General features: G+C 65.6%; 14 protein-coding genes. 4 read left to right on the top strand and 10 right to left on the bottom strand.

What is annotated here, in order from left to right; translation table 11 throughout:
• Nucleotides 1-299: 299 nt before the first annotated feature.
• The 6 genes from NN5_RS16515 to NN5_RS16490 all read right to left on the bottom strand — a co-directional run bounded on the left by NN5_RS16515 (nucleotide 300) and on the right by NN5_RS16490 (nucleotide 6,320).
• Nucleotides 300-1,877 carry a gamma-glutamyltransferase family protein gene (locus NN5_RS16515; protein ID WP_067735709.1) on the bottom strand — a complete coding sequence of 526 codons (1,578 nt, stop codon included), beginning with the start codon at nucleotides 1,875-1,877 and terminating at the stop codon, nucleotides 300-302.
• A gap of 10 nt (nucleotides 1,878-1,887) precedes the next feature.
• Nucleotides 1,888-2,820 carry a 5'-methylthioadenosine/S-adenosylhomocysteine nucleosidase gene (locus tag NN5_RS16510; protein ID WP_067735698.1) on the bottom strand — a complete coding sequence of 311 codons (933 nt, stop codon included), beginning with the start codon at nucleotides 2,818-2,820 and terminating at the stop codon, nucleotides 1,888-1,890.
• A complete protein-coding gene (locus NN5_RS16505; protein WP_157081182.1) occupies nucleotides 2,820-4,172 on the bottom strand; it encodes an NCS2 family permease in 1,353 nt (450 codons plus the stop codon). Before NN5_RS16505 ends, NN5_RS16510 begins: the two co-directional genes overlap by 1 nt.
• A gap of 29 nt (nucleotides 4,173-4,201) precedes the next feature.
• Nucleotides 4,202-5,527 (bottom strand): AtzE family amidohydrolase, encoded by a 1,326-nt coding sequence (locus NN5_RS16500; protein WP_067735693.1) that lies wholly within the window; start codon nucleotides 5,525-5,527, stop codon nucleotides 4,202-4,204.
• Nucleotides 5,524-5,769: a hypothetical protein gene (locus tag NN5_RS16495; RefSeq protein WP_067735691.1), complete on the bottom strand. Its 246-nt coding sequence runs from the start codon at nucleotides 5,767-5,769 to the stop codon at nucleotides 5,524-5,526. The genes NN5_RS16500 and NN5_RS16495 overlap by 4 nt, the downstream gene beginning before the upstream one ends.
• A gap of 89 nt (nucleotides 5,770-5,858) precedes the next feature.
• Nucleotides 5,859-6,320, bottom strand: a complete 462-nt coding sequence (locus NN5_RS16490) for an Lrp/AsnC family transcriptional regulator (protein ID WP_067735688.1) — start codon at nucleotides 6,318-6,320, stop codon at nucleotides 5,859-5,861.
• A gap of 123 nt (nucleotides 6,321-6,443) precedes the next feature.
• On the opposite strand from NN5_RS16490, the gene NN5_RS16485 reads away from it, so the two are divergent.
• From NN5_RS16485 to NN5_RS16475, 3 genes are all read left to right on the top strand, one after another.
• Nucleotides 6,444-7,496 carry a Leu/Phe/Val dehydrogenase gene (locus NN5_RS16485; protein ID WP_067735685.1) on the top strand — a complete coding sequence of 351 codons (1,053 nt, stop codon included), beginning with the start codon at nucleotides 6,444-6,446 and terminating at the stop codon, nucleotides 7,494-7,496.
• 71 nt (nucleotides 7,497-7,567) lie between these two features.
• Nucleotides 7,568-8,950, top strand: coding sequence for a class II fumarate hydratase (fumC, locus tag NN5_RS16480; protein WP_067735682.1), 1,383 nt, complete (start codon nucleotides 7,568-7,570; stop codon nucleotides 8,948-8,950).
• A gap of 64 nt (nucleotides 8,951-9,014) precedes the next feature.
• Complete coding sequence (locus NN5_RS16475) at nucleotides 9,015-9,992, top strand: formylglycine-generating enzyme family protein (protein WP_505766267.1); 978 nt, start codon at nucleotides 9,015-9,017, stop codon at nucleotides 9,990-9,992.
• A 52-nt stretch (nucleotides 9,993-10,044) separates the two neighbouring features.
• On the opposite strand, the gene maiA is transcribed toward NN5_RS16475, so the two are convergent.
• The 4 genes from maiA to phhA form a co-directional block, all read right to left on the bottom strand.
• Entirely contained in the window at nucleotides 10,045-10,686 is a 642-nt protein-coding gene (gene maiA, locus NN5_RS16470; protein WP_067735703.1) for a maleylacetoacetate isomerase, read from the bottom strand.
• A 13-nt stretch (nucleotides 10,687-10,699) separates the two neighbouring features.
• Entirely contained in the window at nucleotides 10,700-11,254 is a 555-nt protein-coding gene (locus NN5_RS16465; protein ID WP_067735678.1) for a VOC family protein, read from the bottom strand.
• 132 nt (nucleotides 11,255-11,386) lie between these two features.
• A complete protein-coding gene (gene hppD, locus NN5_RS16460) occupies nucleotides 11,387-12,517 on the bottom strand; it encodes a 4-hydroxyphenylpyruvate dioxygenase (protein WP_067735675.1) in 1,131 nt (376 codons plus the stop codon).
• Nucleotides 12,514-13,377: a phenylalanine 4-monooxygenase gene (gene phhA / locus NN5_RS16455; RefSeq protein WP_067735672.1), complete on the bottom strand. Its 864-nt coding sequence runs from the start codon at nucleotides 13,375-13,377 to the stop codon at nucleotides 12,514-12,516. The genes hppD and phhA overlap by 4 nt, the downstream gene beginning before the upstream one ends.
• Before the next feature lie 112 nt (nucleotides 13,378-13,489).
• On the opposite strand from phhA, the gene NN5_RS16450 reads away from it, so the two are divergent.
• The gene (locus NN5_RS16450) at nucleotides 13,490-13,945 is read left to right on the top strand and encodes an Lrp/AsnC family transcriptional regulator (RefSeq protein WP_245656563.1); all 456 of its coding nucleotides are present in this window, start codon (nucleotides 13,490-13,492) and stop codon (nucleotides 13,943-13,945) included.
• Nucleotides 13,946-13,952 lie beyond the last annotated feature (7 nt).

Here is a 13,952-nt window from a genome sequence, read left to right as displayed (position 1 = left end):
CGGGTGTCAGGTAGGCCCGGTAGAGGCCACCTGCCATATCGCTGTAAGGCGCCACACCCAGCGCATCGCACCGCGCCACCGCGCGGGCGCCGCCGATGGGGAGATTCGCGGTCATCACACCTTCCCCCTTGATGGGGGAAGGATAGCGCAGCTTGCGCCGCAAGGCGCTAGCGAAGCTTGGATGGGGGTGGCGGGGCGAAGCGTGCGGGAAATCACCCCCACCCAACTGCGGCTAGGCAGACAAGCTGCCAAGCCTTCGTATCCCTCCCCCATCGAGGGGGAGGAAGCTGTAGCTATCATCACCATGCCGCCACGCCGCCATCGCTGCGCGGATCGGTCGCGCCTTCGAAGGAACCATCGGCCAGCCGCACCACGGCACCGGCATGGCCCATCGTCGATGTCAGCGGGCCCACGCGTTCGACATCATGCCCGGCCTCGGCCAGCGCCGTGTAGAGCGCCTCGTCGAAACCGTCTTCCAGCTTGAGCGTGGTCGACTGTTCGCCCCAGGTTCGGCCCAGCAGCCAGCGCGGGGCGGTGATCGCTTCCTGCAGATCGACGCCGAAGCGGGCATAGCGGCTGAACAGCGCCGCCTGCGTCTGCGGCTGGCCTTCGCCGCCCATGGTGCCGTAGGCCATCACCCGGCCATCATCAAACACCGCCAGCGCCGGGTTCAGCGTGTGGAACGGCTTGCGGCCCGGCTTCAGAGCATTCCAGCCGCTTTCCGCCAGCCGGAACGAGCTGCCCCGGTTCTGCCAGGTGATCCCTGTCTGCGGCAGGACAAGGCCCGAGCCGAACTCGAAGTAGGTCGACTGGATGCAGCTCACCACCCGGCCCTCGCCATCGGCCGCGCCGAACCAGCAGGTATCGCCCCACTGCGGCGGCTGCGGCCAGGGCAGCGCCCTGGCGGGATCGATCTTCGCGGCGAGGCTGTTCAGGGCCTGACTGTCGTCGAGCAGGAACTGAAAGTCGTAATCGGTATAGGCCGGATCGCCGACATGCACGTCGCGCAGCAGGAACGCCTGCTTGGTCGCCTCGACCAGACCATGGACGTGATCGAAGCCATCCGCCGCCTCCGCCTGCAGCCGGTCGAACAGCGCGAGGATCATCAGCGAGGCGAAGCCCTGCGTCGGCGGCGCGCTGTTGTAGAGCCGGGCGCCGGTGATCGGCACGTGGAGCGGCGCGGGGCGGCTGGGGTAATGCGCGGTCAGGTCTTCGTGCGAGACCGGGCTGCCTAGCGCCGCCAGATCCTCCCCGATCAGCGCGGCCAGTTCGCCCCGGTAGAAATCGTCGAGGCCATTGGCGGCGAGCTTGCGCAGCGTGGCGGCCAGTTGCGGCTGACGCAGCACGTCGCCTTCGGCCAGCGGGCGGCCTTCGGGTTCGAAAATCTGCGAATAGGCGCCGGGCTGCACGCGCAGTTCATCGCCCTTGGCCGCCGCAATACCCGCGCCGCCGGCGGTGACGGCAACGCCCTCTTCGGCATACCGGATCGCATCGCGCAGCAGGCGTTCGAGCGGCAGCTTGCAGCTTTCATCCTCCAGCGCGGCCTGCCAGGCGGAGATCGTGCCGGCCACCGTGTTCGCCGCCAGCGGCCCGCGATTGGGGACCACGTCCAGCCCGTCGTAAAGCGCAAGGTCGGCCTTTGCCGCCGCGCCGCCGCAGCCGTGGATGCCATGCACGCACCCGTCCGGCTCACGGATCACCCAGAAGCCGTCGCCGCCGATCCCGGTCATGTGCGGATAGACCACTGTAAGCGCGGCCGCGACCGCGACGCAGGCTTCCACCGCCGTGCCGCCGTCCTTCAGCACATCGCACCCGGCCTGCGCGGCCAGATGGTGCGGTGCGGTTACAATGCCGTGGCTGCCCGTTACCGTCTTCATCGCTTCGTCCTCAGTCCGGCAGCGCCGCCAGGAAAGCGCGCACGACATGCGCCGAGTTCACCGAGGCGAGATGCTCGAAAGTGTCCTCCATGTTCTTCTCCTTGTCGCCGCCCGCCAGGTCGGAGAGGCTGCGGAAGATGATGGTGGGCACCTGATTGGCATAGGCGACCTGCGCCACCGCGCCGCTTTCCATGTCGAGCACGCGCGCGTTCCAGGCAGAATAGAGATATTCGCGGAACTGCGCATTGTCGGCATAGACGCCCGCCGTCACGCCGGTGCCGCCGACGACCACCTTAGGTTCCTGATGCAGGCACAGCTCGGAGCCAGGAAGCTGGTGCGGCGAGGGCGGCACGCAGCGTTCCATCTTCACATTGGCCGCCACCTTGCGGGCCAGGGCCAGCAGGCCGGGGTCCATGGCGAAAGTATAGTGACGCTTGGGCGCATCTTCCGAATTGCCCACCGTCACGCCGCGCGGGAACATGAATTCCCAGTTCGCCGGAGCCTTGGGATCGACGGCTTCCGGAGACGTCCACCCGCCGGGCCGCTCGCGCGCGAAATTGACTTCCAGATATTCGCCCCAGCTATCGGCCACGAAGACATCGCCGATGGTCAGATCCGGATCGACGCCGCCCGCGATGCCCGAAAAGACGATCCGCTTCACCGCGAAATGGTCAAGCACGAGCTGCGTGTTCATCGCCGCGTTCACCATCGAAACGCCGCTCTGCATCAGCAGCACCGGTTTGCCTTCCAGCGTGCCGGTCAGGTAGGTGCCGCCGTTGAGCTTGTACTCCTTGGGGTCCTTCACCGCACCGACCATCGCATTCCACTCGGGCGAGTAGGCAGTCATCACCAGCGTGCGCGGGGTGGAGTCCAGCTCCCTGGCAAACGCGGGGGTGGCGGCAAGCGCGGAGAGAACCGCGAAACCCAGAACGATACGGCGCATCAGGCGGCTCCCATCCAGACGAAGCGGGCCACGAACAGCAGCGCCAGAACCAACAGGAACCAGTCCTTCTTCGTGATCGTTCCGCGCACCAGCTTGAGGACGGCATGGGCCGTGATACCGAAGGCCAGGCCATTGGCGATCGAGAAAGTCAGCGGGATCATCGCCACGGTGAGGAAGGCGGGGATGGCCGAGAGCGGGTCTTCCCACTCGACTTCGGTCAGCGGCAGCAGCATCAGCCCGCCGACGATGATCAGCGCCGGTGCCGTCGCGGCCAGCGGGATCACTTGCGCATAAGGCGCGACGAACATCATCGCCAGGAACAGCACGCCGGTGACGACGGCGGTCAGGCCCGTGCGCCCGCCCGCCTGTACGCCCGCAGCGCTTTCGACATAGCTGGTCACAGTGCTGGTGCCTGCCATCGAACCGACGATCGTCGCCGTGGCGTCGGTGATGAGGATGCGGTTGAGGCCGGGAATGCGGCCCTCGCGGTCCATCAGCCCGGCGCGCTTGGTCACGGCGACCAGCGTTCCGATATTGTCAAACAGGTCGACGAAGAGGAACACGAAGAGGATTTCGAGGAGGCCCAGCCCGTGGCTGCCCGAAAGGCCGAAGACGCCCGCAAGGTCGAGCTGGAACGCGGTGCCGGTGAGCGCGGACAGCGAATAGGGTTCGGGGCTGATCGAGACCATGCCGAAGACCCAGCCGACCAGCGTCGTCACCACGATGCCGATCAGCATCGCGCCGCGCACGTTCCACACGCTGAGCGCGCCGATCAGCAGCAGGCCGAAGATCGCCAGCGCCGCACTGGGGTCCTTGAGGTTGCCAAGCGCCACGAACGTCGCCGGATTGGCGACGATAATCCCGGCATCCTTGAAGCCGATGAAGCCGATGAACAGGCCAATGCCGCCCGCGACCGCCGCGAACAGGTAATGCGGGATCGAATTGACGATCAGCTGGCGCACGCCCGTCAGGGTAAGGAACAGGAAGGCCACGCCCGAAATGAACACGCAGCCCAGCGCCACTTGCCAGGGCACGCCCATCTGCTGGACGACGGTATAGCTGAAATAGGCATTGAGCCCCATGCCCGGCGCCAGGGCCAGCGGGGTATTGGAAACCAGCCCCATCATGATCGAGGCGAAAGCGGCCGCAAAGCAGGTCGCTGCCGCCACCGAGGCCACGGGAAGCCCCGCGCTGCCCAGGATCGCCGGATTGACCAGCACGATATAGGCCATGGTCAGGAAGGTGGTGACGCCGGCCAGCACTTCGGTGCGGGCGGTCGTCCCGCGCTCGCTGAGGGCGAAATAGCGCTCCAGCGCGCCGGCCGCAGGTGCGGCCTGCGGCGTCTGATCCATCGTCTCTGTCTGCGTCACGCTGCTGCCCCCTACACCGCCACCGGCGGCGGTCCTGATCCGATAATACCCTGTTCTTCCAACTGTGCGGCAAAGCGGAACAGGTCCGCCTCGCCATGCGGCCGGCCAATCAGTTGCAAACCGAGCGGAAGAACGCCCGGACGGTAGAGCGGAACCGCCAGCGACGGCAATCCGGTGAAGCTGATTGGCTGGGTATGAATTCCCAGATCCGCACGGGCAGGCACCAGCTTGCCGTCGATCGTGATGCGCGGGTCTTCCACCAGGGGCGCCACGCAAGGCGTCGCCGGGGCCAGCAGGACATCGAAATCCGCCACCAGCGCTTCGATCCGTGCGCGGTATTCGGCGCGGAAAGCCTGCGCTTCCTCATAAAGCGCGCGCGGCAGCAGGGCGCCTGCGATCAGCCGGTCGCGCGTGGCCGGATCGAACGCCATGGCCTCTCTCGCCAGCGCCTCGCGATGCAGGTTTCCGCCCTCGAAGGCGGTAATCAGGAACGCGGCCGAGCGGGCGCGGGCAATATCGGGCAGTTCGATCAGCGGCGCATCGGGCGCCGTGGCATCGATCGCGGCCAATTGATCGGGATCGGCATTTTCGCGAAACCGGCCGCCGAGCCGGGCCACGCGCGGCGCGGCGCCCGAAAGCACGGCGGACCTGCCGCTCAGCACTTCCCAGACAAGGCGCATGTCCGCGACGGATGCCGTGAACGGCCCCGCATCGTCGAAGCTCTCGGCGAAAGGGAAGACACCGGCGAGCGGCAAGTCGGCATGGGTCGGCTTGAGGCCGTAGATCCCGGTCAGGCTGGCAGGGACGCGGATCGATCCATTGGTATCGGACCCGAGAGACAAAGGGAGCAGCCCGGCAGCGACAAGCGCCGCCGAGCCGCCCGAGGAGCCGCCAGCAAGGCGGGAGGGATCGTGAGGATTTCGAGTGGTGCCGTGGGCCGCGTTGATCGTCGCGAAGCCATAGGCAAACTCGTCCATATTCAGTGTGGCCACCAGCACGGCGCCAGCATCGCGCAGCCGCGCGACGGCTTCGGCATCGGCGGCAGCGGGCGGAGCCTCGGCGTAGATCACCGAGCCGGCCGTCGTCGGCAGTCCGGCGACGTCAAACAGGTCCTTCACCCCATAGGGCACGCCCGCCAGCGGGCCGGGATCGACGCCGTTGCCGATCATCGCATCGATGCGCCCCGCTTCCTCGCGGGCACGGTCTTCAAGCAGGCGGGTCACGGCGATCAGCGGCGCGGCCTGCGCCTTGATGCCGGCGAGGCATTCTTCAAGCACCTGCATGGCGCTGCATTCGCCGCTGCGCACGGCGCGCGCGATTTCGGCCACGCTTTTCATGCACCACCCCCGCGCATCCGCTCGGCGTGACTGGCCAGCAGCGCGAGATTGGCCGCAACGCCCGGTGCGCAGGCCTCGGGAATGACGATACCCGCCGCCGCAGCCGCGGCATCGATTTCCTCAGGCGTCTGCGGCACCTGCGCCAGCTCCGGCACGGCGATACCCGCCGCCTCGCCGCCACGCGGCGCGAGCCAGCGGCTTACAGCAAGCCGGAGTTGATGGAAGAACGGCGCTCGGGGCATAGATAGTCTCCCTGCCTGCATCCCCCCGCTCGATCAAACGCAATGATCGGAACGGATCGTTGCAAAAAAGGCAGCACCCCAGATCACCCCTAAATCGGCAAGGCCGTTGTCGCCTTGATCTCCGAGAGCGCCACCGTCGACGTGACTTCCTGTATGCCCGGAAGCTGTGACAGCTTTTCGAAAAAGAACCGCTCGTAGGCCTTGATGTCCTCGGCCACGACGCGAACCATGAAGTCCACCGACCCCAGCAGCACGTAGCAGTCCAGCACTTCGGGATATTCGCGGATCTTGGCGGCAAACTCGTCGAGATTGGCGCGGCCATGGGCATTGAGCTTCACTTGCGCGAAGACATGAGCGTTGAGCCCCACTTTCTCACGGTCAACGATCGCCACGCGCCGCTTGATATAGCCCTCGCGCTCAAGCCGGTCGATGCGGCGCCAGCAGGGCGAGGATGACAGGCCCACCCGCTCGGCGATCTGCGCCGTCGTCTGGCTGGCATCGCGCTGGAGTTCTCGGAGGATTTTTCGCTCATAGGGATCAAGGTCGGTCATTTCATCCTCATATCACGCATTTTTAGGCATGTCTTTTTCACAATCAGCGAAAAATCCCGGAAATGAGGTCAGAATTCTCCCGGCAGCGATGCCATTATCGCGGTCCTCTTACAGGAGCCGAAGATGGTCACTGCCGCCCACCGCATGATGCCCCCGATGGAATATGTCCGCCTGCATGACGAAGCCGCCGGTCTCGACGGCGTGATCGCCATTCATTCCACCGCGCGCGGCCCGGCGGCGGGCGGATGCCGGCTCTGGACTTATCCCGATATCAACACGGCCATGGCCGATGCCTTTCGCCTCGCCGAAGGCATGAGCTACAAGAACGCCATGGCCGAGCTGCCTTTCGGCGGCGGCAAGGCCGTGTTGCGCAAGCCGGAAGGCCCGTTCGACCGCCGCGCCCTGTTCGAGGCTTTCGGCGCTGCCGTCGAACGGCTCGGCGGCCGCTACGTCACGGCGGAAGATGTCGGCACCAGCGTGGCCGACATGGAATTCGTCGCCCACAAGACGCGCCATGTCGCCGGACGGACTTCGCGCCCCGGCTTCGCGGGGGGCGATCCTTCACCCTGGACGGCTCTCGGCGTGTTCGAAGCCATGAAGGCCGCAGTGCAGTTCCGCTTTGGCGGCTCGCTCTCCGGCGTGACCGTGGCGGTTCAGGGCGTGGGCAGCGTGGGCGGCGAGCTGTGCCGCCTGCTTTCCGAAGCCGGCGCAAAGCTCGTGATCGCCGATATCGACGCGGCGCGCTGCGAGCGGCTGGCCAGCGATCTCGGCGCCGCGATCGCCCCCATCCATGCCATTGCCGCAGCCCAAGCGGATGTCTTCGCGCCTTGCGCGCTCGGCGGCGCGCTGACCGAAGCGAGCGTCGCCGCGATGAAAGCGGGGCTGGTCTGCGGCGCGGCCAACAACCAGCTTGGCGACACCCGCGCGGCGCAGATGCTGCTCGAATGCGGCATTGCCTATGCGCCGGACTACGTGGTCAATGCCGGTGGGATCATCAATGTCTCCGCCGAGTATCTCGGCGAAACCACCCAGCAGGTGCACGAACGCGTGCTGAAGATCGGCCCGCGCACCGAAGCGGTCCTGCGCGAGGCCGCACAGCGCAAGGTATCGCCCTCGATCGTGGCCGACCGCATGGCCGAAGACCTGATGAAGCCGCCGGTGGCAGAACCCGCCTGAATGCCTATGTCTTGGGGGAACCTGGCTTTCACAGCCTCGTTCTCCCATGCCAGGGCAGGAGGCAACAAGTCATGGACGTCCGCCGCGAAACCGACAGCATCGGGGGCATCGATGTTCCCGCGCAGGCCTACTGGGGCGCCCAGACCCAGCGCAGCCTGGAAAACTTCCCCTTCGGCGCCACCGAGCGAATGCCGATCGCGATCGTGCATGCCCTCGCACTGGTGAAACAGGCCGCCGCGCGGGTGAACCGCCGGCATGGGCTGGATGCACGTCTTGCCGATGCGATCGAACAGGCCGCGCAGGACGTTGCCTCGGGCCGGCTTGACGATCAGTTCCCGCTGGTGATCTGGCAGACCGGCAGCGGCACCCAGACCAACATGAACGTGAACGAAGTGATCGCCGGGCGCGCCAACGAGATCCTGACCGGCACGCGCGGCGGCAAGAGCCCGGTCCACCCCAACGATCACGTCAACAAGAGCCAGTCCTCCAACGACAGCTTCCCCACCGCGATGCACGTTGCCGCCGCGCTCGCCGCGACGCGCGATCTGGTGCCCGCGATGGAACGGCTCGAAGCCTCGCTCCTCGCCAAAGTGGAAGCCTGGGGCGATATCGTGAAGATCGGCCGCACCCACTTGCAGGATGCCACGCCGGTCACGCTGGGGCAGGAGTTCTCCGGCTATTATGCGCAAGTGCGCCTCGCCCGCACGCGCCTGCTGCCGCTGATCGAGCATGGGCTGAGCAAGCTGGCGCAGGGCGGCACCGCGGTGGGCACCGGGCTCAATGCGCCCGAACACTTCGACCGCGACATGGCCGCCGAACTCGCGAGCCTGACCGGCCTGCCTTTCGCGCCCGCGCCCAACAAGTTCGAGGCACTGGCATCGCACGATACGCTGGTGGACTTCTCCGGGCGGCTGAACACGCTGGCTGTGGCACTGACCAAGATCGCCAACGACATCCGCCTGCTCGGCTCCGGCCCGCGCTCGGGCCTTGGCGAACTGGAACTGCCCGCCAACGAGCCGGGCAGCTCGATCATGCCGGGCAAGGTCAATCCCACCCAGTGCGAGATGCTGACGATGGTCGCCGCGCAAGTGATCGGCAACCATCAGGCCGTGACCGTGGGCGGGATGCAGGGCGCGTTCGAACTCAATGTGTTCAAGCCGCTGATCGGCGCGGCGGTGATCCGCTCGATCCACCTGCTCTCGGTGGGCATGACCAGCTTTGCCGAACGCTGCGTGGACGGCATCGAGCCCAACCGCGCGCGGATCGCCGAACTGGTCGAGCGCTCGCTGATGCTGGTGACGGCGCTGGCGCCCGAGATCGGCTACGACAACGCCGCAAAGATCGCCAAGCACGCCCATGCCCATGGCCAGACCCTGCGCGAGGCGGGGCTCGAACTGGGGCTGGTCGATGCGGAGACATTCGACCGGCTGGTACGGCCCGAAGCGATGGTCTGAGGTTTCACAGATCGCCCAACCTCTGTATCAACGGGATCAACAAATCCCATGAGAGAGGCTGCCGTTGGAAAATCTGGACATCGCTGAAAGCACAACCGCTACCGAAGGCATGGTCTTCGTGCCGGGCGGCACTTTCACCATGGGTTCCGAACGGTTCTATCCCGAGGAAGCGCCGCTGCGCCGGGTTTCGGTCGGCGGGTTCTGGATGGACGAGACTCCCGTGACCAACCGCCAGTTCGCACGCTTTATCGAGGCCACCGGGTACACCACCGTGGCCGAGATCGCGCCCGACCCCAAGGACTATCCTGGGATGCTGCCCGGCATGGACAAGGCCGGATCGCTGGTCTTCCACAAGACCGCAACGCCCGTCGACACGTCCAATCCCGCCAACTGGTGGCGCTTCGAATTCGGCGCCGACTGGCGCCACCCGCTCGGTCCGGACGCGGATATCGATGCGCTGGACTTGTGGGATCACCCCGTCGTCCAGATCGCCTATGCCGATGCCGAGGCCTACGCGAAATGGGCGGGCAAGGACCTGCCCACCGAGGCCGAGCACGAATATGCCGCGCGCGGCGGGCTGGAAGGCAAGGAATACGCCTGGGGCGACGAACTCGCGCCCGGTGGGGCGATGCTGGCGAACTACTGGCAGGGCCTGTTCCCCTTCGCCAACCAGTGCCTTGACGGCTGGGAGCGCACGTCCCCGGTGAAGAGCTTTCCGGCCAACGGCTATGGCCTCTACGACATGATCGGCAACACCTGGGAATGGACCCGCGACTGGTGGAGCGAAAAGCCCGAGGTGGCGAAGAAGAAGACGGGCGGCTCCTGCTGCACGCTCAGCAACCCGCGCGGCGGCAAGCTGAAAGAGAGCTTCGACCCGGCCCAGCCCGGCGTGCGCATCGGCCGCAAGGTGCTCAAGGGCGGCTCGCACCTGTGCGCGGCCAATTACTGCCAGCGCTACCGCCCGGCGGCCCGCCATCCCGAGATGGTGGATACCGCGACAACCCATATCGGCTTTCGCTGCGTGGTGCGGGCGGGCGCTTAAGGCTTGCCGACGGCTTTGTCCTCCCCGTGCCGGGGAGGACAGTCAAACGCTCCTACGCCTTCCCCGGACTATCCGGCTGATTATCCGGATGCGCCTTCACGAAAGCCGGATGCTTGAGGCACGCCGCCTCGATCCGCGTCATGTGCGGCATGGCTGAATAGTCGAACCCGAAACGCCGCGCATTGTAGAGCTGCGGGATCAGCACGCATTCGAACAGGCCCGGCGCGTCGAACAGGAAATCGCCAGTCCCCAGCGCCGCCAGACGCGCTTCCAGCGGCACCAGCGTCTTGGCCAGCCAGTGCCGGTACCAAGTGTCGATCTCATCCTGTGAATGCCCCAGATCGCGCTTGAGATACTGGAGCACTGGCAGGTTCAGCGGCGCGTGCAGTTCCGTCGCAATGGCCAGCGCCAGTTCGCGCATCACGAAACGGTCCTCGATATCGGACGGCAGCAGCGAGCGGTCGGGATGCCGCTCGTCCAGCCATTCGAGGATCGCCATCGACTGGGCATAGACGCGCCCGTCCGCTTCGAGCGCCGGAACCCCGGCGAAAGGATTGAGCGTGCGGAAAGCCTCGCCGCGCTGCTCGGCTTCGAGCAGGTTCACCGGCACGATCTCGTAGTCCAGACCCTTGAGGTTGAGCGCAATGCGCACGCGGTAGCTGGTCGAACTGCGGTAATAGGCATGGAGGCGCATCATGGGCTCCCTGTCAGGTTTCGGCAGCGATCTTCTCATGCAGCCACGCCGCATGGCGCGGGGCCTTTTTCGTGCGGGACCATTCGTCCAGCATGTCTTCGGCCACGGCCTTGAGGCTGTGCATCTGCTCAGGCGTACCGAATTGCCATGCCAGTTCAAGCCGGTGGCCATTGGGATCGAAGAAATAGATCGATTTGAACACGCCGTGATGGGTTGGCCCGACAACCTCCAGCCCGCGCGCCTCGGCCCGTGCCTTTGCGGCCATCAGGGCTTCTTCGCTGTCCACCTTGAAGGCAATGTGCTGCACCCACGCGGGCGTCGCCTCGTCGCGGCCCATGTCCGGCGAATGAGGCAGTTCGAAGAAGGCCAGCACATTGCCGCAGCCCGCGTCGAGGAACACGTGCATGTAGGGGTCGGGCGCGCCGGTGGAGGGCACGCTGTCCTCGGCGATCGCCAGGACGAAATCCATGCCCAGCACGTCGCGGTAGAATTCCACCGTCTCCTTCACGTCCCGGCAGCGGTAGGCGACATGGTGGATGCCGCCGAGTTTGGGGGCCTGATCTGTCATCCTGTTTCTCCCATTTATCCCGAACGTGGCGCGCCGCTCATGCTTCGACAAGCTCGGCATGAGCGGAGAAAAGTCCGGCCTTTCATCAACCTCCGCTCATCCTGAGCTTGCCGGAGGAGGAAAAGGCGCGCCCTATCCGGCCGGCTCTTCCACTTTCAGCACGCCACGACGCACCTGATCGCGCTCCATCGATTCGAACAGCGCCTTGAAATTGCCTTCGCCGAAGCCGTCGTCGCCCTGCCGTTCGATGAATTCGAAGAACACCGGGCCGACTTGCGCCTCGGCGAAGATCTGCAGCAGCAGGCGCGGTCTTCTGGATCCATCGGGGCCGCCTTCCGTGGTGCCGTCGAGCAGGATGCCGCGCGCCTTCAGGGCATCGACCGGCTGGCCATGCCCCGGCAGGCGCTCGTCCAGCATCTCGTAATAGGTCTCGGGCGGCGCCGTCATGAACGGCACGCCCAGCTTGTGCAGGCGGTCCCAGGTTGCGACGAGATCGCCAGTGATGAGCGCGATGTGCTGGATGCCCTCACCGTTGAACTGGCGCAGGAACTCCTCGATCTGGCCTTTGCCACCTTCCCCTTCCTCGTTGAGCGGAATGCGGATCTTGCCGTCCGGCGCGGTCAGCGCCTTGGACGTGAGGCCGGTATATTCGCCCTTGATGTCGAAATAGCGGATCTCGCGGAAGTTGAAGAGCTTCTCGTAATAGTCCGCCCAATAGGCCATGCGGCCGCCATAGACATTGTGCGTCAGGTGATCGATGAGGTCGAGGCCCGCGCCCACCGGGTGCTTCTCAACGCCGGGCAGATATTCGAAGTCGATGTCGTAGATCGACAGAGTGCCATCTCCGTTCCGCTCGTAGCGGTCGATCAGGTAGATGATCGAATTGCCGATACCGCGGATCCCCGGCAGGCGCAGTTCCATCGGCCCGGTCTCGACTTGCACCGGCTCCGCCGAACGCGCCAGCAGCTCGGCATAGGCCGCGCGGGCATCGCGCACGCGAAAGCCCATGCCGCAGGCCGAAGGGCCGTGCTCGCGGCTGAAGAACCACGCCGGGCTGTGCGGCTCGTAATTGGTGATAAAATTGATCTGCCCCTGCCGCCACAGCTCCACCTGCTTCGAGCGATGGCGCGCGATCTTCGTGAAGCCCATGGCTGCGAACACCGGCTCCAGCACGCCTTTTTCGGGCGCGGAGAATTCGACGAACTCGAAGCCGTCCAATCCGATCGGGTTTGGGCCAATGGGGTTTTCGGACAAGTCGGTCATGCGCAGGCTCCGTGAACGGGAATGGGAGTTTCACCCGGCAGGCATTCGCCGGCGGGCAGAGCGGGTGCGTGGCGCCAAGTTTCGTAGATCGGTCCGAAGTCGAGGCCGACCAGCCCGCCGATCAGCTGCGGCAGGCTTTCGAGCACGAAATAGGTCTTCTGGAAGCTGTCGATCCTGTATCCGGTGCGCATGATCCGCACCGGATCGAACGGCAGGCGCAGCACTTGCGGATCGTCGATCGCATAGATGGTCTCGCTCGCGGACGAGATGATCCCGGCGCCGAAGACTTTCAGGCCGCCCTGCTCGCGCACCAGCCCGAACTCGATCGTGTACCAGTAGATGCGCGCCAGCATCTCCAGCGCGCCCATCGCCATGGCCCGCGCCCCGGCCTTGCCGTAGAGTTCGAGAAAATCGGCAATCGCCGGATCGAACAGCATCGGCACATGGCCGAAGAAATCGTGGAACACGTCGGGCTCGACGAGATAGTCGAGCTCATGCTCCTCGCGCAGCCAGCGCGTGACCGGAAAGCGCCGGTGGGCGAGGTGATCGAAGAACACATCGTCGGGAATGAAGCCCGGCACCGCGACCAGCCGCCAGCCCGTCGCCCCGCCAAGCGCGGCATTGGCGTGCTCGAAGCGGGGAATGCCGCCCGCGCAGTCGAGCCGAGCCAGCCCCTCGCGGAACGAACGGCAGGCATAACGCTCCACCAGCGCCGACTGGCGGGCATACAAATGCCGCCAGCGCGCGTGCATCTCCGGGGAATAGACATGCCAGTCCTGCGCGACCGTGTAGTCAGCGGCGGCGGCCTGGTACTCTCCCCGAAGACCGCTGTTGCTCGTATGCGTGCGCGGCGTCTTCATGGTGGGATAATACCACGCCTTTCACTTCATTATCGTGCGTTTATCCTATCATGAAGCTGTGATATTAGAGGATTCCACCAATCCAGAACCACTATGAAGGTGATCCGTGCCGATGGACGAATTCGACCGCAAGATCATCCACGCCCTGCAGGAAGACGCGCGAATGCCCGTCGCCCAGATCGCCGAGCGCACGGCGCTTTCCGCCACTCCGGTCAGCCGCCGGATCAAGCGGCTGGAGGATGACGGGGTAATCCAGGGCTATCAGCCGCTGCTGGACGCGCGGCGGCTGGGCTTCGAACTCGATGCTTATGTGCTGATCAACCTCGACGGGCACAGCGACGCCAATATCTCGCGCTTCGAGCAGGCGATCCAGGACAATGCCTATGTGATCGCCTGCCATGCGGTGACGGGCGACATGGACTATCTCGTCCACGTGATCGCGCGCGACGTCGAGCATCTTTCGCAGATCACGCTCAAGTCGCTGGTCCGCATCCCCGGCGTGCGCGATGTGAAGTCGATCATCGTGCTGGAGACGATCAAGGACGCCCGCGCGCTGCCGCTGGAGTAGAATACTC

Source organism: Novosphingobium naphthalenivorans NBRC 102051 (assembly GCF_001590985.1).
Lineage (GTDB): Bacteria > Pseudomonadota > Alphaproteobacteria > Sphingomonadales > Sphingomonadaceae > Novosphingobium > Novosphingobium naphthalenivorans.
Note: the sequence above shows the minus strand (reverse complement) of the source record. Positions and strands in the feature narration are given on the sequence as shown.

Excerpts from the sequence above, each read along its gene's own strand:
- maiA (WP_067735703.1), bottom strand. The coding sequence starts at position 10,686 with ATGCGCCTCCATGCCTATTACCGCAGTTCGACCAGCTACCGCGTGCGC.
- NN5_RS16495 (WP_067735691.1), bottom strand. The coding sequence starts at position 5,769 with ATGCCCCGAGCGCCGTTCTTCCATCAACTCCGGCTTGCTGTAAGCCGC.
- NN5_RS16510 (WP_067735698.1), bottom strand. The coding sequence starts at position 2,820 with ATGCGCCGTATCGTTCTGGGTTTCGCGGTTCTCTCCGCGCTTGCCGCC.
- NN5_RS16505 (WP_157081182.1), bottom strand. The coding sequence starts at position 4,172 with ATGGATCAGACGCCGCAGGCCGCACCTGCGGCCGGCGCGCTGGAGCGC.
- NN5_RS16500 (WP_067735693.1), bottom strand. The coding sequence starts at position 5,527 with ATGAAAAGCGTGGCCGAAATCGCGCGCGCCGTGCGCAGCGGCGAATGC.
- fumC (WP_067735682.1), top strand. The coding sequence starts at position 7,568 with ATGGACGTCCGCCGCGAAACCGACAGCATCGGGGGCATCGATGTTCCC.
- NN5_RS16485 (WP_067735685.1), top strand. The coding sequence starts at position 6,444 with ATGGTCACTGCCGCCCACCGCATGATGCCCCCGATGGAATATGTCCGC.
- NN5_RS16490 (WP_067735688.1), bottom strand. The coding sequence starts at position 6,320 with ATGACCGACCTTGATCCCTATGAGCGAAAAATCCTCCGAGAACTCCAG.
- NN5_RS16515 (WP_067735709.1), bottom strand. The coding sequence starts at position 1,877 with ATGAAGACGGTAACGGGCAGCCACGGCATTGTAACCGCACCGCACCAT.
- NN5_RS16450 (WP_245656563.1), top strand. The coding sequence starts at position 13,490 with ATGGACGAATTCGACCGCAAGATCATCCACGCCCTGCAGGAAGACGCG.
- NN5_RS16465 (WP_067735678.1), bottom strand. The coding sequence starts at position 11,254 with ATGACAGATCAGGCCCCCAAACTCGGCGGCATCCACCATGTCGCCTAC.
- phhA (WP_067735672.1), bottom strand. The coding sequence starts at position 13,377 with ATGAAGACGCCGCGCACGCATACGAGCAACAGCGGTCTTCGGGGAGAG.
- hppD (WP_067735675.1), bottom strand. The coding sequence starts at position 12,517 with ATGACCGACTTGTCCGAAAACCCCATTGGCCCAAACCCGATCGGATTG.